Genomic DNA, 24,767 nt, shown 5'->3' with positions numbered 1-24,767 from the left:
GCGCGCGCCCGCGCCAGCCCGGATCGTGAGCCGATGACCGAACAACCCCAGGACGCCACGACGGCGTCCCCCGAAGACGCCCACATCGACCAGGCCGTCGCCCGCGGCGGTGCCTACGAGGTGCTGCGCCGGCGCCTGGTGGAGCAGGGCACGCGCCTGCGCGTGCTCGCCGAATCGCTCAACACGCGGCGCCTCGCCGAGTTCGGCGACAGCCGCATGGAGGTCGTCGGGCGTTTCCGCATCCGCACCGAGAACAATTGCGTCGGCCGCGACGTCGTGCAGATTCCCGGCGACCAGGTGCTGTTCGGCTACAACGTCTATATCGGGCTCAAGAGCCAGACCCGGATCGAGGACGTGTTCGGACTCTACCGCCTGGTCGAGGCCGAAGGCGGCTACGACGTGGTGCCGGTGGACCCGGCCGGCACGTTCCTGGCGGAGCCTGGATTCGTCCACGATCTCACCGAGCTCTACGCCTACTACAAGCACGCGCGTCTGTTGCAGCTGATCGTCCGCGAGAGCCGCCTGCTGGCGACGTTCCAGATCGGCGAGCGCAGCACCGACGTGCGCGTCTTCCGCTGGTCGATCGCCAACACCGGCGAACTGACCTACCTCGACTCCCGCGGCGAGCGCGACATCGCGCTGCCACCGCCGTTCGATTTCGAATGGACGCGCGCCACCCGCGAACTCGCGGTCGACGGCCGGCATCCGCATCTCAACATCCTCGACACGCTGTTCGTCGAGACCACCGGTGGCGATCTCACCGTCAAGGTCGAGAACAACACCGAAACCGGCGCCGGCATCTTCGATGAGGCGGTCGAGGACCGCACCCAGTCGATTGACGATGCCACCTTCGACTTCGCGCGCGTCGGCACGCTGATCCTGCTGAAAGTCCTGCCGTATCGCGAACAGCAGTGGCGCGGCCTGATCTACAACACGATCACCGGCAGGATCGTCCGCAACGACGCCATCGTGCAGGCCTGCGTCCAGCTGCCGGAAGACCACGGCATCATCTTCCCAGGCGGCTACTACCTGCAGAACGGCGACCATCGTGCTTTCGATGCGCAGATGGACGGCATGCAGTTCAAGCGCGCGATCCGCTCGCCCAACGGCGAGGACGTGATGTACGTGTTCTACGACCGGGCGGCGGGGCGATCGGCGCTGTTCGTCTACAACACCATCCAGCGGGCGCTGCAGAACCCGGTGTTCGGACACGGCTACGCACTGCTGCATGACGGCCGCATGGTGCTGTTCCATGCCGAGGGTGATGCGCCGACCCGCGTGCACCCGATGCAGGTCTGGCAGACGCCCTTCACCAGCGACGAGTTCGCGGCGCAGGCCCCGGTAGGCAGCGGGTTCATGGGGCGCATCGGCAATCCGGAGCTGGTGCGCGGCATCTCCAACCTGCTCGACCTGGCGCGCACGATCGAAGGCCGCGACGTGTCACTGCAGCGCTATCAGCTGCTGGTGCACGACACCCGTCGCCTGTTCGACGCCCACCACTGGCTGGAAGATTCCGACAGCGACGGCGCGGGCGCGCTGCTGCACGAGATCGCCGCGACCGGCGAATCGGTGCTCGACGAGTACGAGAAGGTCGAAGGCATCCGCCGCCAGTCCGATGCGGCGATGCGCGAGGCCGAAGCCGCGCATCGCGCGCTGCTGGGCCGGTTGCAGCCCGAAAGCTGGAACCGGATCGAGGAGTTCGTCGAGGCGCTCAACGAGATCTCGAAGCAGCGCGGTCATCTGCTGACGATCCGCGAGCTGCGTTACGTCGACACCGACGCCATCGATGCGATGGGCGAGGCGTTGCAGGCCGCGCAGGACAGCGTCGGCGCAGCAACCGGCGCCTTCCTCGCCGGTGAGCGTGCGCTGCAGCCGGTGTCCGAGCGCCTGCAGGTGCTGGACACCGAGGCGCAGGCTGCGACGACCGCGAAAGCACTCGCCGCATCGATCGCCGAGATGCAGGCGCTGTCCGGCGATCTGGACATGCTGTCCGAGCTGATGGCGACGCTGAAGGTCGACGATGCGACCGAGCGCACGCGCGTCGTCGATGCGATCTCCGGTTTGTACGCCCGGCTCAACCAGACCCGTGCACGCGCCGACCAGCGTCGTCGCACGCTCGGCTCGGCCGAAGCGGTCGCGCAGTTCGGCGCGCAGTTCGCGCTGTTCGGGCAGGCGATCGCCGGCGCCTTGGCGCTCGCGACCGATCCCGAGCGCGCGGACGAACAGCTGTCGCGGTTGATGGTCCAGCTCGAGGAAATCGAAGGCCAGTTCGGCGAGCACGAACAGTTCCTCGGCGACATCCTCGCCAAGCGCGAGGAACTGCTGGAGACGTTCGAAGCGCACAAACAGTCGCTGCTCGACGCGCGCCAGCGCAAGGCGCAGGCGGTATTCGACGCGGCCGCGCGCATTCTCGACGGCCTGCCGCGGCGCACCGAGCGCTTCGAGACGGCCGACGAACTCAATGCCTTCTTCGCCGGCGATGCGCTGATCCTCAAGCTGCGCGAGCTCGCCACGCGCCTGCGCGACTACCGCGACACGGTCAAGGCCGACGATGTCGAAGCGCGGCTGAAGGCCGTGCGCGACCAGTCGGTGCGCAGCCTGCGCGACCGCAGCGATCTGTTCGAGGGCGGCGGCCAGGTGATCCGGCTCGGGCCGCGGCACCGCTTCAGCGTCAATACGCAGCCGCTGGACCTGACGATCCTGCCGCGCGGCGAGGGCCTGTCGATCCATCTGACCGGCACCGACTTCTACGCGCCGATCGATGATCCCGAACTCGAAGCGCTGCGCCCCTACTGGCAGGTGACGCTGGATTCCGAATCGCCGGACATCGCCCGCGCCGAATACCTCGCCGGTCTGGTGCTGCAGGCTGCGACCGAGGGTCGCGAGGGTCTCGATCTCGACACGCTGCAGAGCGCACTGTCCGAACCCGATGCGCTGGAACGCAGCGTCCGCGCGTTCGCCGCGCCGCGCTACCGCGAAGGCTACGAGAAGGGCATTCACGACCATGACGCGGCGCTGATCCTGCGTGCGCTGCTGCCGCTGCATGCCAAGGCCGGTCCGCTGGCGAAACCGCCGGCCGCGCGTGCGCTGGCACTGGCGTTCTGGGCCTTCGGCCGCGACGGCACCGCCGCCGCGCAATGGCCCGAGCGCAGCGCCGGGGCGCGCGCGATCCGCCAGCTGTTCGCGTCCGACGCCGGCGTCGACGCGCTGCGCACCGAGATCGCCGATGCACTGGCGGCGTTCGTCGCGGCGCAGGACCTGCCGTTCGATACGGCGCTCGCACCGGTTGCGGCCGACTACCTGTTCGAGGAGCTGCGCGAAGGCGCGCCGACGTTCGGCATCAGCCATTACGCGCGGGATCTGCGCGACGCACTGCGCAAGGCGCTGGACAGCGCGGGTCTGACCGCCGATGTCGAGCGCGCGCTCTCCGATGCGGCGGCGCCGCTGGCGCAGCGCTGGTCGCTGGCCGCGCAGTGGCTGGGTGCGCTCGGTGCGAGCGAGACACATGCCGCGCTCGCCGGTTACGTGCCCGAGGCCATCGTGCTGCTGCTCGCCGCCGACACGCTGCCGCACGCGGTGCGCGAGGTCACGCTGATCACCGATGTCGACGGCCTGCTGGGCGAGCATCCGCGCGTGCATGAAGGTCGCCTGCGGCTGTCGCTCGACGGCTTCGTGCAGCGCTTCGACGACCATCGCCTGCATTTCGTGCCGGCCTTCCACCGCTACCAGGCCGTGCGCCAGCGCATCGCGGCGCGTGAGCGCGACGCACTGCGTCTGTCGGAGTTCAAGGCGCGGCCGCTGACCTCGTTCGTGCGCAACAAGCTGATCAACGATGTCTACCTGCCGCTGATCGGCGACAACCTCGCCAAGCAGATGGGCACGGTCGGCGAACACAAGCGCAGCGACCTGATGGGCCTGCTGATGCTGATTTCGCCGCCCGGTTACGGCAAGACGACGCTGATGGAATACGTCGCCAGCCGGTTGGGTCTGGTCTTCATGAAGATCAACGGCCCGGCGCTCGGCCACGAGGTGCGCTCGATCGATCCGGCGCAGGCGCCCGATGCGACTTCGCGCCAGGAACTGGAGAAGCTCAATCTCGCACTGGAGATGGGCAGCAACACGATGCTGTATGTCGACGACATCCAGCACACCCATCCCGAATTCCTGCAGAAGTTCATTTCGCTGTGCGACGGCACGCGCCGCATCGAAGGCGTGTGGAAAGGCCGCACCAGAACCTATGACATGCGCGGCAAGAAGTTCTGCGTGGTCATGGCCGGCAACCCGTATACCGAATCCGGCGAGGTGTTCAAGATTCCGGACATGCTGGCCAACCGCGCCGACATCTACAACCTGGGCGACGTGCTCGGTGGCATGGAGGAATCTTTCAAGCTCAGTTACATCGAGAACAGCCTGACGTCCAACCCGGTGCTCGCGCCGCTGGCGACGCGCGACATGGCCGACCTCTATCTGCTGGCCGGACGCGCGGCCGGCAAGGAGGTCTCGACCAACGATCTCTCCCACGCCTACAGCGGCGCAGAGGTCAACGAACTCACCGCGACCCTGCAGCGGCTGCTGCAGGTCAGCGAGATCGTCTACCGCGTCAACCAGCAGTACATCGCCAGCGCCGCGCAGGCGGACCGCTATCGCACCGAACCGGCGTTCCGTCTGCAGGGCAGCTACCGCAACATGAACAAGCTGGCCGAGAAGATCTCGCCGGTGATGAATGCCGCCGAGCTCGAACAGCTGCTCGACGACCACTACACGGGTGAGTCGCAGCTGCTGACCACCGGCGCCGAAGAGAACCTGCTGAAGCTCGCAGAATTGCGCGGCACGCTCGACGAGACGGGTGCCGCGCGCTGGGCGCAGATCAAGCGCGACTTCATGCGCGACAAGGCGATGGGCGGCGAAGACGCCGACACCGGTGCGCGCGTGGTCGCGCAGCTGGCCGACATCGCCGCCGGTCTGCAGGTCATGGGGCAGGGCAGCGACACGCCGGCGACTGCTGCGCCGTGGGACCAGCTGCTGGCCGCGCTGCACGACTTGCGCCCGCCCGCTGCCCCGTCGCCTGTCGCGGCGGCGCCCGTGGTCGGGCCCGACGACTCGGCGAAGGGGGTCGCAGGTGAACTGCAGGCGGTGTTGCGCGAAACCGCGGGACCACTGCTTGCGCAGCTGGGCCAGTCGGTCGCCGGGCAGGCGGCACTCAATGCCGCGCTCGCGGAACTGGCGCAGTGGCTGCGCACGCGCGGTACGGCGCTCGACAGCAGCACGCCGGCGCGCCGCCGTGAGCGCACGCCAGCCGAGCGTCGTCTCGATGCCGCGCTCGATCGTCTCGGCGCGGCCGAATCGGATCCGGATGTGCAGGCCTGATGTGGCCGGATGACGACATCGACGCGATGCCCGGCGACGCGGCCGGCATCTCGGCCTATGGCGATGCGGTGATCGCGGAGCTTGCCGCTGCCGATGTCGCGGACACGCTCGATGCCGCGCCTGCGGCCGCCCTCGTCGCGCGCCTCCGTGATCTGCACATCGCGATGCGCGCCGCATTGCCCGCGCGTGGCCGACCGCGTGCCGGCCTGTTCGCGCGCCTGACCGGTCGCGATGTCATCGACCAGCACGAGGCCGAGACACTCGGCGCGCGCATGGGCGTGCTGCTGATCGATGCCGACCGCGCCGCTGCCGCGCTGCGCGCCGATATCACCGCGCATCGTGCGCGTCTCGCGGCATCGATGCCTGCGCTCGACCGTCTCGACCAGGCCGCTGCCGCACTGCGCGAGACGATCGCCTACGACGATACCCACCACGATCTGCGCCTGCGCCGCGCCCAGCACCTTGACACGGTGCGCGCGACTCACGCGCTGTCGGCGCGGCAGCTGCAGCTGATCGCCGAGCAGCACGAGGCCGTGCTCGCGCATTACCGCAACGTCCGCGACGTGCTGCTGCCGCTGTGGCGGCAACGCGCCGCCGGCGAGCGCACCACGCAGGGCGCTGCGCACGCCGTGACCGCCGCCGACATCGAGGCCGATGTCGCCCATGAACTCGACGCCATCACCGCTACACTCGCCCAAGGCGCGTTTGACCGCGCCGACAGGCCCCAGGAGACCGACGCATGACCCAGGACACCGCTTATCCCACGCACGTGCCGTCGGCGACGCCGGTGACCGACGATGCCGCGTTGCAGTCGCTGGGCCTGGTGCCCGCCGACCGCGCCGACATCGAGGTCGTCGGCCGCAGCCTCGCGGACATCACGCCCGGCAACCTGCACGTCTTCGGCCGTGACGCCGCGAGCAAGACCGCCGCGTTTTCCAGCCAGCTGCTCGACCAGGTGCGCAACAGCGATCTCGACGCGACCGGCGACAAGCTGGGCGAAGTCGTGCGGATCGCGCGCTCGCTCGATCTGGGCAGCTTCGCCGGCCGCTCCAAGGTGCCGGTGCTCGGGCGTCTGATCGACAAGATGCGGTCCGGCCGCGACGAGCTGGTGCAGAAGTTCAGCAACACCAATCAGCAGATCGAACGGCTGATGGGGGATGTGGGCCGCCAGCAGGATCTGCTGACGCGCCGGATCACCGACTTCGACCGCATGCACGACGTGGTGCTCGACGAACGCCGCGCGCTGGGCGTGCACGTCATCGCGGGCCGCGAGCGGCTGGCGAGCCTCGCGGCAGAACAGGCGACGCTGGTCGGTCAGGAAGATCCGCAGTCGCGCACGCGCCGCGCGGAAATCGAGAACGCGGTGCGCCTGCTCGACAAGCGCGTCGGCGATCTGCTGGTGATGCAGCACGCCGCCGACCAGTCGCTGCCGATGATCCGGCTGATCCAGGCCAACGCGATCCAGCTGGTGGAGAAGTTCAACACCGTCCGCAACATCACGATCCCGTCGTGGAAGCGGCAGTTCGCGATCCAGCTGTCGCTGGGCGAGCAGAAGAACGCGGTGGAACTGTCGAATGCGATCGACGACGCGACCAACGAGCTGATGCGCAGCAATGCCGACCTGCTGCGTCAGACCTCGGTCGAGACCGCGAAGGCCAACCAGCGTGCCGTCATCGACATCGCCACGCTGCGCCATGTGCACGAGCAGCTGATCCAGACGGTCGAGGAAGTGCGCAGCATCCATCGCGACGGCATGCAGCAGCGCCGCGAGGCGGAAGGCGAACTCGCGCGCCTGCGCGACGACGTGCAGAAGCGGTTGGCGGCGCCGACGGACGGCGCCTGAAACGGTCACCGGGCTCACGACGCGGGCATTCGGCATGTCTACCGGGAATCGTCCACCTCCTTCGACCCGCCGCGTTCGTCCCACATCCTGCTGCGTAGGAGCGCGCTTGCGCGCGAAGACGCCATCCCGGTAACGCGCGTTCGCGCGCGAGCGCGCTCTACGGGGAGCTGCAGGTCAGCGCGCGCTGTAAGCGTGCACTTCGTCGACCAGCACGCCGACGTGATCGGGATTCATGTCCGGCGACATGCCGTGGCCGAGGTTGAAGATGTGGCCGTCGCGCGAACCGCCGTTGCCGTCGCGGTAGCTGTCGAGCGCGTGGCGGACCTGGGCGCGGATCGCGTCGGGCGCGCCGTACAGCGTCGTCGGGTCGAGGTTGCCCTGCAGGGCGACACGGCCCTGGGTGCGACGCGCTGCGTCGCCGAGTTCGATCAGCCAGTCGACGCCGACACCTTCGGCGCCGGAGCGCGAGAGTTCGTCGAGATACGCGGCGTTGCCCTTGCCGAACAGGATCAGGGGCGTGCGGTCCGCGTCGTCGCCGCGCTGCAACTCCTGCGCGATGCGGGTCAGATACGGCAGCGAGAATTCGCGGTACATCGCCGGCGACAACACGCCGCCCCAGGTATCGAACACCTGTAGCGCCTGCGCGCCGGCCGCGCGTTGCGCGGCGAGGTAGGCGATCACCGCATCGGTGTTGACCGACAGCAGTGCGTGCAGCGCCTTCGGATCGTTGAGCGCCATCGCCTTGATGCGTGCGAAATCCTTGCTGCCGCCGCCTTCGACCATGTAGCAGGCCAGTGTCCACGGGCTGCCGGAGAAGCCGATCAGCGGCACCTTGCCGTCGAGCTCGCGGCGGATCACCCGCACCGCATCCATGACGTAGCGCAGCTCGGTTTCCATGTCCGGCACGCCGAGCCTGGCGATGCTGGCGGCGTCGCGCACCGGATGGCGGAACTTCGGGCCTTCGCCTTCGACGAAATACAGATCCAGGCCCATCGCATCGGGAATGGTCAGGATGTCGGAGAACAGGATCGCGGCGTCGAGGTCGAAACGCGCCAGCGGCTGCAGCGTGACCTCGCAGGCGAGCTCCGGGTTCTTCGCCATCGCCAGAAAGCTGCCGGCGGCCTTGCGCGATGCGCGGTACTCCGGCAGGTAACGCCCAGCCTGGCGCATCAGCCAGACGGGCGTGCGGTCGACGGGTTCGCGGCGGAGGGCGCGGAGAAAGCGGTCGTTCTTGAGGACGGCGGACATCGGGGCTGGAATTTCCTGGTGGAGGCGGAGGCGCGCGCGGTCAGGCCGGCGCATCGCTGCCGCGGGCGAACATGAGCTGGAAGCCGCGCTTGAGCTGCGCGTCGCGCGCGGCTTCGAGCGCCTTGAGCGCGCTGGGCTGGTCGAGGAACTGGTCGCGCCGCAAGGTGCTGCGGCCGCCGACCTGGCCAGTTTCCCGCAGCAGGGTCCAGCCGCCCAGCAGATCGGGCTGCAGGGTCAGTTGCACGAAGCGCGGGGATTCGTGGCCGTCGGGATGTTGTTGCAGGAACAGGCGCATGGCGAGCGATTGTACGGCCGGCCCCGTCGTGACGCCGCACGTATCATGGCGCTCCCCTGACGGCGACGGGCTCGACGATGCGTATGCTCGATTTCAGCTCCCTGGGCGCCACGGCCTCGACCCTGCTCGGGCTGGTGCTGTTCACGCTGATCGCGGTCGGCATCCGCCTGGTGTTCATGCAGCGGATGCAACGCCGGCGCGAGCGCGAGAACCGGCAGATCAACGAGCGACTGAAGACGCTGATCGCCGCGTACAAAACCCTGGGCGGTTCGTTCACCGGTGAACTCGACGTCGATCCACGGCATCTGCGCGACCTGCGTCAGAGCGCACGCGAGGCGGAAACCGGCGTCGATCCGCAGACCGGCGCGCCCGAGAGCGCCTTCGATTCGGATGCCGCGGTACGGCGGCGCCGGGTCCGGGATGCGGTCGAAGCGGCGTTGTCGGACGTGATCCTGCTCGGCACCGAGGACCAGGTGCGGCTGGCGGCGCAGGCGGCCGGCGACATGGTCGCGCGGCGGCCGGTACGGGTCTCGGCGCTGGTCGTGTCGCTGCGCGCCTTCATCCGACAGGCCTTGGACCTCGATCCCGTGCCCGCGGATCTCGCCGTGCCCGATCAGGGGCCGGTACGCGGCGACGCGGGCGCGAGGAAGGGCGGTGCACAGGGCGGACGCGGTGGTGGCGGTGGTGGGGGTGGCGGCATGGCCGGCGGTGGCACCGGGGCGGGCATGGGCCAGCCGGTGCGTGGCACCAGCGAGATGCCCTGAGGCTCAGCGGCGCAGCACGTCCCGCACGGCGGCTTCGGGCACGCCGGCCAGCACCCGCGCGCGGCCGATGCCGTCCCAGACGATGAAGCGCAGACCGTCGGCCTGGGCCTTCTTGTCCAGGCGCATGTGCGCCAGTAAACGGTCCGCATCGAGTCCGCCGGGCAGCGCGACCGGCAGGCCGAGGCGCTGCAGCAGATCGCGCAGACGCGCGGTGTCGGTCGCCGGCGCCAGACCGAGCGTCTCCGACAGCTGCGCCGCCAGCACCATGCCCACGGCGACCGCCTCGCCGTGGTTGAGGCCGCCATACCCCTGTTCGGTTTCGATCGCGTGGCCGAAGGTGTGGCCGAGATTGAGCAGGGCGCGCTCGCCGTGTTCGAAGGGATCGCGCGCGACGATTGCGGCCTTGTGCGCGCAGCTGCGCGCGATGGCTTCGGCCAGGGCGGCGTCGTCCATCGCGAGCAGCGCATCGGCGTGGTCGTCGAGCCAGTCGAGGAAGTCCGCATCGCCGAGCGCGCCGTACTTCACCACTTCGGCCAGGCCGGCACGCAGTTCGCGCGCAGGCAGCGTGCGAAGGACCGCGGTGTCGGCGATCACCGCGCGCGGCGGGTGGAAGGCGCCGACGAGATTCTTGCCCTGCGGCAGGTCGACAGCGGTCTTGCCGCCGACCGAGGAATCGACCATCGCCAGCAGCGTGGTCGGCAGCTGCACGCAGTCGATGCCGCGCATCCAGCAGGCCGCGGCGAAGCCGGCGAGATCGCCGATCACGCCGCCGCCGAGTGCGAACAGCGTGGCGTCGCGGCGCATACGGGCATCAGCGAGCGCGGTCGTGACCTCGGCGAAATGCGCGAGCGTCTTCGCCGCCTCGCCGGCCGGCAGCACGTGGCGGTGCACCTGCACATCCGGACGTGCGGCCTGCAGTGCCGCAGCGACGCGGTCGGCATACAGCGGGGCGACGTTGCAGTCGCTGACCAGCATCACGTCCCGCCCGCGCAGGCTGCGCGCCAGCAGCGCGCCGTCGTCGAGCAGGCCCGCGCCGATGTGGATGGTGTAGGGGGCGTCGCCGGCAACGGCGACTTCGTGGGAGCGAGCTGTCATGACGGACATCCGGAAGCGGCAGGGCGTACGTGTGGCGGTGATGACCACACGGCGAAACAGGGGCAGGGCGGATTCAGCCGGCCGCAGCGTCCAGCACGTTGGCCGGCGGCGGACGCCAGTGCGCCTGGACCAGCCGGCCCAGCTGCACCGCGGCTTCGCCGCAGGCATGCAGGCCGGTCTCGAAGCGGACGTGCGCGGCGGCCTCGTACAGCGGAGCGCGTTCGATCGCCAGGCGCTCGAGCACCGTGCGGCGGTCGCCGTGGGCCAGCAGCGGGCGCGTGCGATCCCGGGCCAGGCGCGCCAGCTGGGTGTCGACATCGGCATGCATGTGCACCACGAAGCCGCGCGCGCGCATGCGCGCGCGGTTGCCGGCGTCGAGGACCGCACCGCCGCCGGTGGCGACGAGTTGCCGTTCGCCGTCGAGGATCGCCGCCAGCGTGGCGCATTCGCGGGCGCGGAAACCGGCCTCGCCCTCGCAGTCGAAGATCGTCGCGATGGTCGCGCCAGTGCGCACTTCGATCTCGTGATCGACATCGACGAACACCAGCCCGAAGCGCCGCGCGACGCGGCGGCCGATCGAGGATTTGCCGGCGCCCATCGGACCGACGAGCACGAGGTTGGGGGCGGATTGCATGGGGGAATCCTAGCAGCGGCGCCCGCGCGCGGCGGGTGGTGCGCGGACACCTGGCCGCATCCGCGCACGGTCCACGTGCTCCGGGAGACAGGCTCCGGGAGGATGACCAATGACGCCCCGTCCCACTTCGACCCGCATGCGTCGCGCGGGCATGCTGATCGCGCTGATGCTGTGCGCAGACATCGCGTCCGCGGCGCCGTTGACGCACATGCGCGATTTCCCGGCCCTGCATGGCCGCTACGCCCCGGGCGGCGACTGCCGCCGGCAACCGCAGGTCGTGGTGGACGCGGCGGGCATCGCCTTCACCGGCGGGCCGCCCATGCCCAGGGCGAACCGTCCGGACTACGCCGCCGCGTTCATGGGCCAAGCCTACGCGGGCATCGGCCTGACGTTCTTTCCATACGCCGACGAGCCCCGGCCCTTCGTGCTGACCTTCAATGCCGACGAAACCCCGGGCCGGCTCACCGTGCAGAGCGACGACTTCGATTACCCCGGCGGCCCACCGCTTCCGGAGCGCTACCGCCCCTGGATCACGGCATCGCCCTACGCGAAGTGCGGCTGATCACCTGGGCGTGCCGAGCTGCCCGGAAGCGGTCGGCCGCGATGCGGTCCGGTGGCGCGATGGGGGGCGCGCGCGCGTTGCCCCCGCGCGGCGCGCGGGCGGGCACTCGATGGCGCTGCGGAATCGCCACCTGGACTCGCCGAGTCGGCATGGCGCTCGTCGGGCGATATCGCGGAAGCGATGACCTGCGAGAGGGTGCCATGGCTTGTGACGCCGTCGCGCCATGGCGTGCGGGCAATGCGCCGGGACACCCGTGCGTCGCGCGCAGCAGCACAATGACCGCCCGGGCCGCTTGGACCGCCTGTGCTGCTGGACCCGCCAAATTCAGCCCGGAACCACCCGCCGCTGCGCATCCAGCGTCACCACCACGTCCGCCCGGTCCGGCAGCGTGCGCAGGGCCTGCCGGCTGACCCGCTCGTAATGCTGGACGAAACGCGCGACGCCCGCGGCGTCCATGCCGGCACGACCGGGTGCGGCCGCCCGCAGGGTCTGCTCCTGCTGCAGCCGCCAGTCGAAGACGACCTCGAAGCCCGGTGGCTGCAGGAACAACAACCGGTCCATCGCGGCCCACAGAGGCGGGTAGTCACGGGCCAGCGCGGCATTGCACCAGCGGCGCCAGGTGCCGGCCGCGTCCTCGTCGCGCTCGAGCGCGTTGACCGGTTCGACCAGCTGCGCCGCCGCCTCGGGCGGGGTGCCGACGCACCAGCCCTCGAACAGCAGCAGGTCGAGCGCCTCGGCGGTCGGCCATTCGGTCTCGGGCAGGCGCCGGTCGCCGAGCTTGTCGAAGCGCGGCAGGCGGACCGGGCGGCCGGCGCGGACCGCCTCCAGCACCGACGTGCCGAGCGCGACCTCATGCGTGCCCGGCGGCCCGCGCGTGGCCAGCAGCGGGTGCACCTCGCGGGCCAGCCGGGCGCGGACGTCGTGGTCGAGGTAGATGTCGTCGAGCGACAGCACGGCGGCGCGCAGCCCACGAGCGCCGGCGGCAGTGACGATCTGCGTGGCCAGCGTGGACTTGCCGGTGCCCTGCAGGCCGCTGATGCCGAGCACGGGGACCGCGTGGTCGCGCGCGTCGTCGAGGACGCGGGTGACCAGCGCGTCGGACCAGCGGGCATTGGACGGCGGCGGCGCCATGTCCGCACCTTAGCCGGACCGGCGCGATGTTGCAGCGCCGTTCGACATCGCCGCGCGCCGGCGCGATCATTCATCCATGACCACTGCCAGCCCCGCCCTGCTGTCCGAAGCCCTGACCACGTTCGCCACGCTGTTCGACGAAGCCCAGGCCGCCGGCGAACCCGACCGCACCGCGATGACCGTCGCCACCGCCGCGCTCGATGGCCGCCCGTCGGCGCGCACCGTGCTGCTCAAGGCCTGGGACGCGCGCGGCTTCGTCTTCTACACGCACCTCGACGGCCGCAAGGGCCGCGAGCTGCAGGAGAACCCGCACGCCGCATTGCTGTTCCACTGGCCACGCGTGCGAAAGGGCGTGCAGGTGCGTATCGAGGGGCCGGTGGTGATCGTCGGTGACGACGAGGCCGATGCCTACTTCGCATCACGTCCGCGCGGCAGCCAGCTCGGCGCCTGGGCCTCGAAGCAGTCGGAAGAACTCGACGGGCGCGGCACGTTCGAGCAGGCGCTGGCCGATCTCGAACGCGAATTCGAAGGGCGCGAGGTCCCGCGACCGCCGCGCTGGTCCGGCCTGCGCGTGCGCCCGGATCGCATCGAGTTCTGGTACGGCGCCGAGTACCGCCTGCACGAACGCTGGCTCTACGAATGCGATATGGCCGGGGATTGCAGGAAGCGGATGTTGTATCCGTGAACAGCCGTGATTCGTCATCGGTGATTCGTGATTCGAAAGCACATGCGCGCTGCGGCTCTTCCGAATCCCCGCTTTCAACGGACGAACGTCCGGTCGTCACCAATCACCAATTACGCAAGGCCCCTGGGCCGCAGCGCATCGTCTGCCTGACCGAGGAACCGACCGAAGTGCTGTACGCGCTCGGTGAGCAGGCGCGCATCGTCGGCATCAGCGGCTTCACCGTGCGCCCGCCGCAGGCGCGCAAGGAGAAGCCGAAAGTCAGCGCGTTCACCAGCGCGAAGATCGACGAGATCCTCAAGCTCGAACCGGATTTCGTCGTCGGGTTTTCCGACATCCAAGCCGACATCGCCGCCGAGCTCGTGCGCCGCGGCGTCGAGGTGTGGATCAGCAACCACCGCAGTGTCGACGGCATCGTCGACTACGTGCGCCGTCTCGGCGCGCTGGTGGGTTGCGCGGCGCGCGCCGACGCCTATGCCGATGAACTGCGCCTTGGGCTGGATGCGATCGAAGCGGAGAGTGCGCGCCTGCCGCAACGCCCGCGCGTCTATTTCGAAGAATGGGACGAGCCGATCATCACCGGCATCCGCTGGGTCGCCGAGCTGGTGCGCATCGCCGGTGGCGACGACGTGTTCCCCGAGCTGTCGGCCGAATCGCTGGCGAAGGCCCGGATTCTGGCCAATGGTGACCCGGTGATCGAACGCGCGCCCGACATCATTCTCGGCTCGTGGTGCGGCAAGAAGTTCCGCCCCGAACGCGTGGCCGCGCGTCCGGGCTGGGACGCGATTCCCGCGGTACGCGACGGCGAGCTGCACGAGATCAAGTCGCCGCTGATCCTGCAGCCGGGCCCGGCGGCGTTGACCGATGGCGTGCGGCAGATCGCCGACATCGTGCAGGCCTGGGCGCGCAGGCGCTGAGCAATCGCACGGGACGCCCACGCGGCAGGCCGCGATGTGGCGGTGTGGCGTTGTGAATCGACGCGCGGCAGAGCGTTTGGAGCCGCACGGCGCATGCGTATGCGCATTGCGCTGTCCTGCGCGTGCCGACCCGGGCGGAGTGGTCTGCGGTCGCGTCGCGGAACCGCTCAGGACGCGGGCGGCACCGGCGGTTCACGCCATCGGCCGAGCCGCGTGGCGAGCAGAGCGTCGACGACGTCGTGTGCGCGCACGTCGCCGGGCCCGCGCGCGTCGTGGCCCTTGCCCTTGTCGTGATTGCAGCGTGCGCAGGCCAGCGCGAGGTTGCGCGGATCGTCGGCGTCGTCGCCGACCTGCGCGGTCAACACCGCCGCCGCGCGCCGGCCGAACCAGGCTTGGGGCACCACGTGTTCCAGCGTCGTGTTGCCGAGCGGCTCGCCATCGTCGCGAAGCTGCAGCGCGCTGCGGCAATGCAGGCAGCGCGTCGACCAGATGCCGCCGTCGAGGACGGCGAGGGCATCGGTCTGCGCCGCGAGCAGCAGGCGCCGTCGCAACGCGGCGCGCACGGCTCAGAACCTGTTCAAGGTGCGTCGCGAGCGCAGCGAGGTGGCGCGTGGCGGAGCGCAGAACGCGCCACGTACTTGGAAGTACGCGAGCATTCCGAGCGCCGCACACGCGTCAGACGGCAAGCGCCGCAGGACGTTGGACACGTTCTCAGGCCTTCAGCACGCCCAGCTCATACCCGATGCGGGTGAACGCATCGATCGCGCGGTCCAGGTGTTCGCGCGTGTGTGCGGCGCTGATCTGGGTGCGGATGCGCGCCTGCTCCTTCGCGACGACCGGGAAGAAGAAGCCGATCGCGTAGATGCCTTCCTCGAGCAGGCGCTCGGCGAAACGCTGCGCGAGCTTGGCGTCGTAGAGCATGACCGGGCTGATCGGATGCACCCCGGGGCGCACGTCGAAACCGGCTGCCGTCATCTTCTCGCGGAAGTAGCGGGTGTTTTCCACCAGCTGCGTGCGCAGGTCGCCGGCGGCGTCGAGCATCTCGAAGGCCTTGATGCCGGCCGCGACCACGTGCGGCGGCAGCGAGTTCGAGAACAGATACGGGCGCGAGCGTTGACGCAGCAGCTCGATCACTTCGCGCTTGGCCGTGGTGAAGCCGCCGAGCGCGCCGCCCATCGCCTTGCCCAGTGTGCCAGTGACGATGTCGATCTTCTCCAGCACGCCCTTCACTTCGGCCGAGCCACGGCCGGTGTCGCCGAGGAAGCCGGTCGCGTGGCATTCGTCGATGTGCACCAGCGCGTCGTACTGCGCGGCCAGTGCGGTGATCTCGTCCAGCGGCGCGATGTAGCCGTCCATCGAGAACACGCCGTCTGTGGTGATCAGGATCGTCTGCGCGCCGTCGGCGCGCGCCTGCTTGAGCTGGGCTTCGAGATCCGCCATGTCGCAGTTCGCGTAGCGGTAGCGCTTGGCCTTGCACAGGCGCACGCCATCGATGATAGAGGCGTGGTTGAGCGCATCGCTGATGACCGCGTCGTGCTCACCCAGCAGCGGCTCGAACAGGCCGCCGTTGGCGTCGAAACACGCGGCGTAGAGGATCGTGTCCTCCTTGCCGAAGAAGTCCGCGATGGTCTTCTCGAGCTGCTTGTGCAAGTCCTGCGTGCCGCAGATGAAGCGCACCGACGCCATGCCGAAGCCGTGCGTGTCGAGTGCGTCCTTGGCGGCCGCGATGATGTCCGGATGGTCCGCCAGGCCCAGGTAGTTGTTGGCGCAGAAGTTCAGCACCGTGCGGCCGTCTTCCAGCGTGATTTCGGCCGACTGCGGGCCGGTGATCACGCGCTCGGCCTTGAACAGGCCGGCGTCGCGGATCTCGTCGAGGGTGTCGGCGTAGCGCTGCGTGTTGGAGACGGCGGCCATCGGGCATTCCGGAAACGGGAAGGCCGCGATTCTACCAAGCGGCCGTCAAGGGGCCTGCGTCGGCGCCGGCGACGGCGCACGTGCGGCGAGCCATTGCGTCCACGCTGCATCCAGTTCGGTGATTGAAGCCGGCAGTCCGGTCTGCGCGCCGTGTGCGGCCAGCCAGTCTTCCATGCCGCCGCCGCCTGCGAGGAACGCGGCCATGTGACCGAACACCGCGGGATCGCTGCTGGTGTCGAGCATGAAATCTGCGACGCCGCGCGCCTGCACATAGAACCAGCCTGCATCGCCGGTCAGGCGCTGCGCCTCCGCGCCCGAAATCATGTGTGCGCCCGGCCCTCGCCTGGCCAGTTCGGACATGCGAGCCGCCATCGGGTGCGGCTTGTCGAAGAACGCCGCCAAGGGCTGCAAATGAGCGACTGCCTCCTGGCTGTGCAGTTTCGCGCGCCGGTCGTCGGCCATCACCTGTGACTCCATCAGCACGGCCGCCATCTCGTCCAGCCAGTCCGGGCCGGGGCCGCCGTAGTGGCCCGCGCTCCGCGACGCATCGGTTGCAGGCGCGTCCCAGAACGCGCGGATCAGCAGCATGTGGCCGATCTCGTGCCGCAGCGCGCTGCGGTCCGTGGCGGTGTCGGGTGGCGCGGTCGCGCTGGGCAGGGCCGCGTCGATACGGGCCTGCAATTGCGTCTCGTCCATGCCCGGCATGCCGGCGCGCAGTTGCCGCTCGAGCGCGCTGCGCTGGACCGCGCGCCGGTCCGCGGCGTCAAGCCAGGGTATCTGCCAGGCCGCGCCCGCCGAAGTCAGCGCCTGCCCGAGGTCATCCGGGATGGCGCGGCCCTGGCCGCCGGCGAAGACCGCACCGCGCGGCGCCGGTCTGCCGAAATAGGCCTCGAAGCTGCTGGCAGCCAGGTCAGCGTCTTCGGCGATCTGCCGGGCGGTCGCCGGATTCGCCGCATGGAACCATCCCTGCGGCGTGGCCACGCAGCTCAGCTCGGGAAGCTGGAGGGACGCCGGGCAGTCGCTGGTGTCAGCCGCGGCCGCCGAAGTGAAGGGCAGCAATGCTGCAAGCAGCAGCGTGATCGTGGGTCGCATGTCGCATCCTTGCCGAGAGTGCCGACACCGAACATAGGAGCCGGCATGCGCGCCGGAACGTGCCACAGGTCATGGCCCGCCCCGCGCCGTTCGGCCACGGGACAGGCCGCGGACTCAACGCCAGTCCAGCACCACCTTGCCCGACTTGCCCGATTCCATCAGGTCGAAGCCCTTCTGGAATTCGTCTGCCGGCAGCTGGTGGCTGAGCACCTTGCCGAGCGGGAAGCCCGACAGCACGAGCTGGGTCATCTTGTACCAGGTCTCGTACATCTTCCGGCCGTAGATGCCCTGCACGGTGAGGCCCTTGAAGATGATGCGGTCCCAGTCGATGCCGGCGCCCTTGGGCAGGATGCCCAGCAGCGCGACCTTGCCGCCGTGGTACATGCAGTCGAGCATGTCGTTGAACGCATGCGGGTTGCCGCTCATTTCCAGGCCCACGTCGAAGCCCTCCATGTGCAGGTCCTTCATGACGTCCTTGAGCGAGGTGTTCGAGACGTTGACCACGCGCGTGGCGCCCATGTCGGCGGCGAGCTTGAGCCGGAAGTCGTTGACGTCGGTCACCACCACGTTGCGCGCGCCGATGTGCTTGCAGATGCCCGCGGCCATCACGCCGATCGGACCGGCACCGGTGATCAGCACGTCCTCGCCGACGACGTCGAATTCCAGCGCGCAGTGGGCGGCGTTGCCGTAGGGATCGAAGAACGCGGCCAGCTCGCTCGGAATCTGGTCGGGGATCGGCCACAGATTGGTCGCCGGCATCACCACGTATTCGGCGAACGCGCCGTTGCGGGTGACGCCGATGCCGACGGTGTTCGGGCACAGGTGCGGCTTGCCGGCGCGGCAGTTGCGGCAGTGGCCGCAGACCAGATGGCCTTCGGCCGAGACGCGCTGTCCGACTTCATAGCCAGTGACCGCCGAGCCCAGCTCGACGATGCGGCCGACGAACTCGTGGCCGATGACCAGACCCGGCGTGATCGTGCGCTGGCTCCACTCGTCCCACAGGTAGATGTGCAGGTCGGTGCCGCAGATCGCAGCCTTCTCGACGCGGATCAGCACGTCGTTCGGACCCGGCGCCGGCACCGGCACCTCGGCCATCCAGATGCCTTTGGTCGCTTCGCGCTTGACCAGCGCCTTCATTGTCTGGGCCATCGTGGGGTATCTGCCGTGGGCGAAAAGAGCCGGCGATTATACGGTGCCGCCCGCCGCGGCCCTGCTGCGCTGCGGCGCAACGGAAGGCCGTTTCGCTGCGGTTAGACTTGGCGCCCCGTCTCGATCGAACAGGACCACCATGCGCCGACCGCTTCTGGCCGCGACCCTGCTGGGTGTCTTCTACAGCTGCAGTGCGCCCGGGATGGCGGGGGAGGGGATGTGGGTACCGCAGCAATTGCCGGAGATCGCGCCGGCGCTGCGCAAGGCGGGCCTCAAGCTCAACCCGCAGCAGCTTGCCGATCTCACCGGCGATCCGCTGGGCGCCGTGGTCTCGCTGGGCGGCTGCACCGCGAGCTTCGTCTCGAACCAGGGGCTGGTGCTCACCAACCACCACTGCGCCTACGGCGCGATCCAGTTGAATTCGACGCCCGAGACCAACCTGATGCGCGACGGCTTCAATGCCGCGGCGCTCGGCGATGAACTCCCGGCCGGCCCCAACGCACGCATTTATGCGCTCGAGCGCATCGACGACGTCACCGAGCAGGTCCAGGCCGCGATCGCCGCCGCGCCCGACGCGCCCGGCCGTACCGCCGCGCTGGATGCGATCGAGAAATCCCTGGTCGGCGCCTGCGAGGCCGAGCCCGGCTATCGCTGCCGCCTGTACAGCTTCCTCGGCGGCAACCGCTATCGGCTGTTCCGCAACATCGAAATCCGCGACGTGCGCCTGGTCTACGCGCCGGCCGGCGGCATCGGCAGCTTCGGCGGCGATGTCGACAACTGGATGTGGCCGCGCCACACCGGCGATTTCGCGTTCTACCGCGCCTATGTCGGGCCCGACGGACGCCCAGCCGATCCGGCCGACGACAACATCCCGTACACCCCGCGGCACGTGCTGCGCATCGCCGACAAGCCGCTGCGCGACGGGGATTTCGTCATGGTGGCCGGTTATCCGGGTCGTACCAGCCGCTACGCTTCGGCCGGCGAGTTCGCCGAGACCGTGAGCTGGCGCTATCCGCAGATCAGCCGCCATTACCGCGCGCTGATCGATCTGGTCGAAGCGGAGGGCCGTGAGGATCCCGAGACCGAGGTGCGCTACGCCAGCGTGGTGCGCGGCTGGCAGAACACGCTGAAGAACTACGATGGCCAGCTGCAGGGCTTCGAGCGCATCGGCGCGCTCGAGCGCAAGCAGGCCGAAGAAGCCGCGGTGCTCGAATGGCTGGGCAGCCGCGGCGCCGAGGGCGCGGCTGCGCTCGATGCACACGCGAAGATCGCCGCGCTCGAGGCCCAGGCCGGCGCGAGCCGCGAGCGCGATCTGGTGCTGTCGTTGCTCGACAACAGCGGTCTGCTGTCGACCGCGGTGCGCCTGTACCGCCTGTCGATCGAGAAGGAGCGCCCGGACGCGATGCGCGAACAGGGCTTCCAGCAGCGCGACCTGCCGGTGATCGAGGGCAGCCTGCGCCAGATGGACCGCCGCTACGTGCCGGCGATGGACCGCGCGCTCACACGCTACGCGCTGCAGCAGTACGTCCAGCTGCCGGCCGACCAGCGGGTCGCGGCGATCGACGCCTTCATCGGCGGCAACGATGCGGCCGCGATCGAACGCGCGCTCGATCGCCTGGACCGCAGCACGCTGAAGAACAGCGACGAGCGCCTGACCTGGTTCGCCGCCGACCGCCATACCTTCCTGCGCAGCCGCGATCCGGCGCTGCAGTACGCCGCGGCCGTCGTGCCGGAGCTGGTGCAGATCGAGCAGGCCGCCAAGGCGCGCGCCGGCGATCTGCTGCAGCTGCGCCCCGTCTACCTGCAGGCCGTGGCCGATTACCGCGCCAGCCGCGGCGAGGCGGTGTATCCGGATGCGAACTCGTCGCTGCGCCTGACCTTCGGCAACGTCACCGGCTACACCGATCTGGCCGGCACCGCGCACACGCCGTTCACCCGGCTGGAGGAGATTCCGCACAAGGCCACCGGCACCGAGCCGTTCGACGCGCCCAAGGCGCAGCTCGATGCGATCGCTGCGGGTCGGCACGCCGGGCTGGCCGACCGCCGCCTGCGCAGCGTGCCGGTGAACTTCCTGTCCGATCTCGACGTCACCGGCGGCAATTCCGGCTCGCCGGTGCTCGATGCCGACGGCCGCCTGACCGGCCTGCTGTTCGACATGACCTGGGAAGCGGTGGTCTCGAACTGGGTGTTCGACCCGGCGATGACCCGCACGATCTCGGTCGACCAGCGCTACATCCGCTGGGTGATGCAGGAAGTCGATCCCGCGCCGCGCCTGCTGCAGGAAATGGGCGTCGCGCCTCGCTGAGCGCAGCCTGCACCTGTAGGAGCGCGCTTGCGCGCGAAGGGTGTTTCTCGGGAACGCCTCATCGCGCGCAAGCGCGCTCCTACCAATCACGTTCCTTTAGACTGTCGAGCCCTTCGCGAGGAACCCGCACGATGAAAATCCTGCTCGCCCGACACGGCGAAACGCCATGGAACGCCGAAGGCCGGTACCAGGGGCAGGAGGACATCGCGTTGTCGGAGGTCGGCGAGCGTCAGGCGTCGTTGCTGGGCCAGCGTCTGGCCGATGTGCGCATCGACCGCGCGGTCGCTTCGCCGCTGTCGCGCGCCGACCGCACCGCGCGTCTCGCGCTCGGTGCCACGCGTGAATCGATGCTGCGCACCGATGCAGGTCTAGCCGAGATCGCCCACGGCACCTGGGAAGGGCTGCTGGCCAGCGAGATCCGCGAACGCGATCTCGAGCGCCTCGCCGCCTGGCGGGATGCGCCCGACACCGTGCTGATGCCCGGCGGCGAATCGCTGCAGCAGGTGTTCGATCGCGCCTGGCCCGCATTCGTCACCGCCGTCGACGGGCTGGGCCCGGACGACACCGCGCTGATCGTCGCCCACGACGCGGTCAACCGCGTGATCCTGTGCCGCATCCTCGGCATTCCGTTCTCGAGGCTGTGGACCTTCCGACAGGCACCGACCACGCTGAACCTGCTCGAAGGCGCGGACACCGATCGTCTCGACGTCGTGCGCCTCAACGACTGCGCGCATCACACGGCGTTCTTCGGCGAGGCGGTGCACCGGGCGCTGTAGCCCGAACAGCCGCAACAGCCACCGTGTCCACCTGGCGGAGTCTGTGGTTCGGCACCGAGGCGCCGACAGCGAGGCATGTCGGCGCGCTGGTCGCCGTGTTCACGGTGTGTGGCCTGCTGCTGCTTGGACTGTTCGTCGACTTCATTCCGCCTGCGGTGTTTCGTGGGCGGCAGGCCGTGATCCTGTTCGGCGTCGTCGGTCTGGCGCTGTCCGGACTGTTCTATGGCGCCCTGATCCGCACAGGCGTCCGCACGGGCGTCTGGCCGTCGGACTGGAAACTCTGGCTGGTGGCGCCCGCCATGCCGGTGTTTCTGGGATGGATGGTCTGGCTGGTTATCGCAAAGGCGGTGCCGTGGGCGATCACGCGCCCGCTCGGAAGCGAGCACGAGATGCAGGCGGTCATGCAGACCTCGCATCGCGCCTCGCGACGTTCATGCGACTACCGATTGAAGGGCGGCCCGCTCGCCGGGACGATGCCGTCGTTCCTCTGCATCAGCAGCCGGTATTACCACCGGTATCCAGACCGGACAGTGCGGGTCAGACTTGTGGGGAGATCCACGGTTCTGGGTTTCGCCGTGATCTCCATCCACCACGTCTCCAGCGCCGAGCATCTCCATGCCGACTGATCTCTCCACCTGGCTCGCGCGCATCGAAGCGCGCCATCCCACCGAAATCGAGATGGGTCTCGAGCGCGTCGGCGCGGTCTACGCGCGCATGGACTGCGGGCGTCCGGCCGCGCGGGTGATCACCATCGGTGGCACCAACGGCAAGGGCTCGACGGTCGCCTTCGTCGAGGCCATCGCGCGCGCCGCGGGCTGGCGGGTCGGCGCCTACACCTCGCCGCATCTGCTGGCCTACAAAGAGCGCGTGCGCATCGACGGCGCGGATGTCGACGATGCGGCGCTGGTCGAGGCCTTCGAAGCGGTCGAGGCCGCGCGCGGCGACACGCCGCTGACGTACTTCGAGACCGGCACGCTGGCCGCGCTGTGGCTGTTCGCGCGCGCGGGCCTGGATCTGGCCGTGCTGGAGGTCGGCCTGGGCGGGCGTCTGGACGCGGTCAACATCGTCGAGCCCGACGTCGCGGTGATCACCACCGTCGATCTCGACCACCAGGACTGGCTGGGCCACGACATCGAGACGATCGGCTTCGAGAAGGCCGGCATCGCGCGCGCATGGAAACCGCTGGTGCTCGGCGACACCGATCCGCCGGCCAGCGTGCTGCAGCACGCCTACCGCATCGGCGCGGTCGCGGTGCGCGGCGGCAGCGATTTCCTCTACGCACCATCGGGCGAGGGCGTCTGGACCTGGCGCGAAGTGGGGTATGAGGTCGAGCTGCCGCTGCCGTCACTCGCCGCGCCGGTGCAACTGCGCAACGCGGCGGTCGCCGTCGCTGCGATCCGCGCGCTCGACATACCTGCCGACCGCGCGATCGAGGAGGCCGCGCTCGCGGCCGGTCTGGTGAACGCGCGCGTGGCCGGCCGATTGCAGCGCCATGTCCGCGACGGTGTCGAGATCGTCGTCGACGTCGCCCACAACCCGCAGGCCGCCCGCGCGCTGGCCGAGTGGCTGGCGGCCGAACCGGCCGCCGGGCGCACGATCGCGGTCTATGCCGCGCTCGCGGACAAAGATGCCGCCGGCGTGGTGGCACCCCTGATACCGCGTATCGACACCTGGCATCTCGCCGGTCTGGCAGGTGCCGGCACGCGCGCGCAGGGCGCCGACGCGCTGGCCGCACGCCTCGCCGGCACGGCGGCGGACGAGGGCCGGCGCCACGTCGACGTCGCCGCGGCCGTCGACGCGGCACACGCCGGCGCACGGCCGGGCGACCGCATTCTGGTCTTCGGTTCGTTCCACACCGCGGCCGCCGCACTGGCGGCATTGCAGGGCGGGCGTTAAGAAGCGCGGCGGCTGCGGCGCGTATAATCCGCGCGGTTCCCTCGCCCGGCCCCTGCATGACGCCTGGACTGAAACAGCGCCTGATCGGCGCCGCGGTGCTCATCGCACTCGCGGTGATCTTCCTCCCGATGCTGGTCAAGGGCCCCGCGCCCGAAAGCGGCCTGCCCGACATGCCCCTGCGCGTGCCGGATGCGCCGGGTGGCGACTACAAAACCGTCGATCTGCCGCTGATCGCGCCCGGTCCCGCGCCGGCCGGCGGCGTGCTGGGCGGCGGTCCGCTGTCCGAATCCCGCGACGCGCCGGCCCAGGGACAGACGCGTGCCGACGGCGACGCACTGCCGACGGTCGATGCCGGCGCGGCCTCCGAGCCGCTGCCGCCGACCACCGCCGGTGGCGGCTACGCCGTGCACTACGCCGCGTTCGCCAGCCAGGCCGATGCCGAGGCGATCCTGCGCCAGCTCGGCCAGTCGGGCCTCACCGGTTACCGCGAAGCCTTCACGCTCAACGGCAAGCCGGCGCAGCGCGTCCGCCTCGGGCCCTATGCCAGCCGCGCCGAGGCCGAGATCGTGCGCGTGCGCGCCGCCCAGGTCCGCGACGACGTGACGCCGCGCGTGGTCGCGCTGGACGCCGCCACGCCGGCGGCGACGCCGACGCCTGCATCCACGGCGACGCCCGCACCGGCGACGCCGGCGCCGACTTCGACGCCGCTGCCTGCCGCGGAAACGCCGCGTCCGCAGGCGCCGACACCGACACCGACACCCGCTGCGCCGCCCGCCGCCGCACCGCCTGCGGCGACGCCCGAGCCCGCGGCCCCGGCGGCCACCGCCGACGTCGGCTTCATCGTCCAGGTGGGCGCCTTCAGCAATGCCGCCGATGCCAACGCGATGCGCGATCGACTGCGCAGCGCCGGCATCACTGCCTTCACCGACAGCGTGCAGACCGACAAAGGCCGGCTCACGCGGGTCAAGGCCGGGCCGGTGACCAGTCGTGCCGAAGCCGAGCAGCTGAAGACGCGCGTGCGCAGCGCGGTCGGCATCGACGGTCTGATCCGCGCGCATCCCTGACCGGCCCCGCGCCGGACATCGCTCCTATTTCCT

At 69.9% G+C, this 24,767-nt stretch carries 21 protein-coding genes; 12 read left to right on the top strand and 9 right to left on the bottom strand.

The features are described from left to right. The first annotated feature begins 33 nt into the window (after positions 1 to 33). Genes ACF3M1_RS12610 through ACF3M1_RS12600 form a run of 3 tightly spaced genes read left to right on the top strand, consistent with a single transcriptional unit; the run spans position 34 to position 7,210 of the window. On the top strand, positions 34 to 5,367 hold the full coding sequence (locus ACF3M1_RS12610) for a DNA repair ATPase (RefSeq protein WP_394001147.1): 5,334 nt from the start codon (positions 34 to 36) through the stop codon (positions 5,365 to 5,367). Continuing rightward, positions 5,367 to 6,110 (top strand): hypothetical protein, encoded by a 744-nt coding sequence (locus tag ACF3M1_RS12605; protein ID WP_394001145.1) that lies wholly within the window; start codon positions 5,367 to 5,369, stop codon positions 6,108 to 6,110. The genes ACF3M1_RS12610 and ACF3M1_RS12605 overlap by 1 nt, the downstream gene beginning before the upstream one ends. Beyond that, entirely contained in the window at positions 6,107 to 7,210 is a 1,104-nt protein-coding gene (locus ACF3M1_RS12600) for a toxic anion resistance protein (protein WP_394001143.1), read from the top strand. The genes ACF3M1_RS12605 and ACF3M1_RS12600 overlap by 4 nt, the downstream gene beginning before the upstream one ends. Positions 7,211 to 7,384: 174 nt before the next feature. Here ACF3M1_RS12600 and hemE read toward each other — a convergent pair whose 3' ends face one another. Both hemE and ACF3M1_RS12590 read right to left on the bottom strand, forming a co-directional pair. Beyond that, entirely contained in the window at positions 7,385 to 8,458 is a 1,074-nt protein-coding gene (gene hemE / locus ACF3M1_RS12595) for a uroporphyrinogen decarboxylase (RefSeq protein ID WP_394001141.1), read from the bottom strand. Between the two features lie 40 nt (positions 8,459 to 8,498). Continuing rightward, complete coding sequence (locus tag ACF3M1_RS12590) at positions 8,499 to 8,753, bottom strand: hypothetical protein (RefSeq protein WP_394001139.1); 255 nt, start codon at positions 8,751 to 8,753, stop codon at positions 8,499 to 8,501. Between the two features lie 77 nt (positions 8,754 to 8,830). On the opposite strand from ACF3M1_RS12590, the gene ACF3M1_RS12585 reads away from it, so the two are divergent. Continuing rightward, entirely contained in the window at positions 8,831 to 9,517 is a 687-nt protein-coding gene (locus ACF3M1_RS12585) for a hypothetical protein (RefSeq protein ID WP_394001137.1), read from the top strand. Positions 9,518 to 9,520: 3 nt separating this feature from the next. Here the strand turns inward: ACF3M1_RS12585 and aroB are convergent, their stop codons facing one another. Continuing rightward, positions 9,521 to 10,612, bottom strand: a complete 1,092-nt coding sequence (gene aroB / locus ACF3M1_RS12580; protein ID WP_394001135.1) for a 3-dehydroquinate synthase — start codon at positions 10,610 to 10,612, stop codon at positions 9,521 to 9,523. A gap of 73 nt (positions 10,613 to 10,685) precedes the next feature. Further along, the gene (locus ACF3M1_RS12575; protein ID WP_394001133.1) at positions 10,686 to 11,246 is read right to left on the bottom strand and encodes a shikimate kinase; all 561 of its coding nucleotides are present in this window, start codon (positions 11,244 to 11,246) and stop codon (positions 10,686 to 10,688) included. A 109-nt stretch (positions 11,247 to 11,355) separates the two neighbouring features. Here ACF3M1_RS12575 and ACF3M1_RS12570 point away from each other — a divergent pair, with 109 nt between their 5' ends. Continuing rightward, on the top strand, positions 11,356 to 11,808 hold the full coding sequence (locus ACF3M1_RS12570; RefSeq protein WP_394001131.1) for a hypothetical protein: 453 nt from the start codon (positions 11,356 to 11,358) through the stop codon (positions 11,806 to 11,808). A gap of 324 nt (positions 11,809 to 12,132) precedes the next feature. Here the strand turns inward: ACF3M1_RS12570 and ACF3M1_RS12565 are convergent, their stop codons facing one another. Then, positions 12,133 to 12,939 carry a kinase gene (locus ACF3M1_RS12565; RefSeq protein ID WP_394001129.1) on the bottom strand — a complete coding sequence of 269 codons (807 nt, stop codon included), beginning with the start codon at positions 12,937 to 12,939 and terminating at the stop codon, positions 12,133 to 12,135. 76 nt (positions 12,940 to 13,015) lie between these two features. Here ACF3M1_RS12565 and pdxH point away from each other — a divergent pair, with 76 nt between their 5' ends. Both pdxH and ACF3M1_RS12555 read left to right on the top strand, forming a co-directional pair. Further along, on the top strand, positions 13,016 to 13,624 hold the full coding sequence (pdxH, locus tag ACF3M1_RS12560) for a pyridoxamine 5'-phosphate oxidase (protein WP_394001127.1): 609 nt from the start codon (positions 13,016 to 13,018) through the stop codon (positions 13,622 to 13,624). 137 nt (positions 13,625 to 13,761) lie between these two features. Next, positions 13,762 to 14,538, top strand: a complete 777-nt coding sequence (locus tag ACF3M1_RS12555) for a cobalamin-binding protein (RefSeq protein ID WP_394005267.1) — start codon at positions 13,762 to 13,764, stop codon at positions 14,536 to 14,538. Between the two features lie 167 nt (positions 14,539 to 14,705). Here the strand turns inward: ACF3M1_RS12555 and ACF3M1_RS12550 are convergent, their stop codons facing one another. The 4 genes from ACF3M1_RS12550 to tdh all read right to left on the bottom strand — a co-directional run bounded on the left by ACF3M1_RS12550 (position 14,706) and on the right by tdh (position 18,693). Next, positions 14,706 to 15,101 (bottom strand): HNH endonuclease, encoded by a 396-nt coding sequence (locus ACF3M1_RS12550; protein ID WP_394001125.1) that lies wholly within the window; start codon positions 15,099 to 15,101, stop codon positions 14,706 to 14,708. Between the two features lie 148 nt (positions 15,102 to 15,249). After that, positions 15,250 to 16,452 (bottom strand): glycine C-acetyltransferase, encoded by a 1,203-nt coding sequence (kbl, locus tag ACF3M1_RS12545; protein ID WP_394001123.1) that lies wholly within the window; start codon positions 16,450 to 16,452, stop codon positions 15,250 to 15,252. Between the two features lie 45 nt (positions 16,453 to 16,497). Continuing rightward, positions 16,498 to 17,610 carry a hypothetical protein gene (locus tag ACF3M1_RS12540; protein WP_394001121.1) on the bottom strand — a complete coding sequence of 371 codons (1,113 nt, stop codon included), beginning with the start codon at positions 17,608 to 17,610 and terminating at the stop codon, positions 16,498 to 16,500. Positions 17,611 to 17,658: 48 nt separating this feature from the next. Beyond that, positions 17,659 to 18,693 carry an L-threonine 3-dehydrogenase gene (tdh, locus tag ACF3M1_RS12535; protein ID WP_394001120.1) on the bottom strand — a complete coding sequence of 345 codons (1,035 nt, stop codon included), beginning with the start codon at positions 18,691 to 18,693 and terminating at the stop codon, positions 17,659 to 17,661. 217 nt (positions 18,694 to 18,910) lie between these two features. Between tdh and ACF3M1_RS12530 the strand changes: the two genes are divergently transcribed. From ACF3M1_RS12530 to ACF3M1_RS12510, 5 genes are all read left to right on the top strand, one after another. Further along, on the top strand, positions 18,911 to 20,998 hold the full coding sequence (locus ACF3M1_RS12530; protein ID WP_394005266.1) for a S46 family peptidase: 2,088 nt from the start codon (positions 18,911 to 18,913) through the stop codon (positions 20,996 to 20,998). Positions 20,999 to 21,129: 131 nt separating this feature from the next. Further along, entirely contained in the window at positions 21,130 to 21,774 is a 645-nt protein-coding gene (locus tag ACF3M1_RS12525) for a histidine phosphatase family protein (protein ID WP_394001118.1), read from the top strand. Between the two features lie 23 nt (positions 21,775 to 21,797). After that, the gene (locus tag ACF3M1_RS12520; protein ID WP_394001117.1) at positions 21,798 to 22,400 is read left to right on the top strand and encodes a hypothetical protein; all 603 of its coding nucleotides are present in this window, start codon (positions 21,798 to 21,800) and stop codon (positions 22,398 to 22,400) included. Next, the gene (gene folC, locus ACF3M1_RS12515) at positions 22,390 to 23,670 is read left to right on the top strand and encodes a bifunctional tetrahydrofolate synthase/dihydrofolate synthase (RefSeq protein ID WP_394001115.1); all 1,281 of its coding nucleotides are present in this window, start codon (positions 22,390 to 22,392) and stop codon (positions 23,668 to 23,670) included. The genes ACF3M1_RS12520 and folC overlap by 11 nt, the downstream gene beginning before the upstream one ends. Positions 23,671 to 23,726: 56 nt before the next feature. After that, a complete protein-coding gene (locus ACF3M1_RS12510; RefSeq protein WP_394001114.1) occupies positions 23,727 to 24,734 on the top strand; it encodes an SPOR domain-containing protein in 1,008 nt (335 codons plus the stop codon). The last annotated feature ends 33 nt before the right edge of the window (positions 24,735 to 24,767 follow it).

Origin of the sequence: Luteimonas sp. WGS1318 (assembly GCF_043187535.1) — a bacterium.
Taxonomy (GTDB): Bacteria; Pseudomonadota; Gammaproteobacteria; order Xanthomonadales; family Xanthomonadaceae; genus Luteimonas.
The sequence above is the reverse complement of the archived record's forward strand: the minus strand, read 5'-3'. Positions and strand labels throughout refer to the sequence as shown.

Bases quoted from the DNA above. Each gene is read 5' to 3' on its own strand.
- ACF3M1_RS12610 (WP_394001147.1), top strand. From the start codon at position 34: ATGACCGAACAACCCCAGGACGCCACGACGGCGTCCCCCGAAGACGCC.
- ACF3M1_RS12605 (WP_394001145.1), top strand. From the start codon at position 5,367: ATGTGGCCGGATGACGACATCGACGCGATGCCCGGCGACGCGGCCGGC.
- ACF3M1_RS12600 (WP_394001143.1), top strand. From the start codon at position 6,107: ATGACCCAGGACACCGCTTATCCCACGCACGTGCCGTCGGCGACGCCG.
- hemE (WP_394001141.1), bottom strand. From the start codon at position 8,458: ATGTCCGCCGTCCTCAAGAACGACCGCTTTCTCCGCGCCCTCCGCCGC.
- ACF3M1_RS12590 (WP_394001139.1), bottom strand. From the start codon at position 8,753: ATGCGCCTGTTCCTGCAACAACATCCCGACGGCCACGAATCCCCGCGC.
- ACF3M1_RS12585 (WP_394001137.1), top strand. From the start codon at position 8,831: ATGCGTATGCTCGATTTCAGCTCCCTGGGCGCCACGGCCTCGACCCTG.
- aroB (WP_394001135.1), bottom strand. From the start codon at position 10,612: ATGACAGCTCGCTCCCACGAAGTCGCCGTTGCCGGCGACGCCCCCTAC.
- ACF3M1_RS12575 (WP_394001133.1), bottom strand. From the start codon at position 11,246: ATGCAATCCGCCCCCAACCTCGTGCTCGTCGGTCCGATGGGCGCCGGC.
- ACF3M1_RS12570 (WP_394001131.1), top strand. From the start codon at position 11,356: ATGACGCCCCGTCCCACTTCGACCCGCATGCGTCGCGCGGGCATGCTG.
- ACF3M1_RS12565 (WP_394001129.1), bottom strand. From the start codon at position 12,939: ATGGCGCCGCCGCCGTCCAATGCCCGCTGGTCCGACGCGCTGGTCACC.
- pdxH (WP_394001127.1), top strand. From the start codon at position 13,016: ATGACCACTGCCAGCCCCGCCCTGCTGTCCGAAGCCCTGACCACGTTC.
- kbl (WP_394001123.1), bottom strand. From the start codon at position 16,452: ATGGCCGCCGTCTCCAACACGCAGCGCTACGCCGACACCCTCGACGAG.
- tdh (WP_394001120.1), bottom strand. From the start codon at position 18,693: ATGGCCCAGACAATGAAGGCGCTGGTCAAGCGCGAAGCGACCAAAGGC.
- ACF3M1_RS12530 (WP_394005266.1), top strand. From the start codon at position 18,911: ATGTGGGTACCGCAGCAATTGCCGGAGATCGCGCCGGCGCTGCGCAAG.
- ACF3M1_RS12525 (WP_394001118.1), top strand. From the start codon at position 21,130: ATGAAAATCCTGCTCGCCCGACACGGCGAAACGCCATGGAACGCCGAA.
- folC (WP_394001115.1), top strand. From the start codon at position 22,390: ATGCCGACTGATCTCTCCACCTGGCTCGCGCGCATCGAAGCGCGCCAT.
- ACF3M1_RS12510 (WP_394001114.1), top strand. From the start codon at position 23,727: ATGACGCCTGGACTGAAACAGCGCCTGATCGGCGCCGCGGTGCTCATC.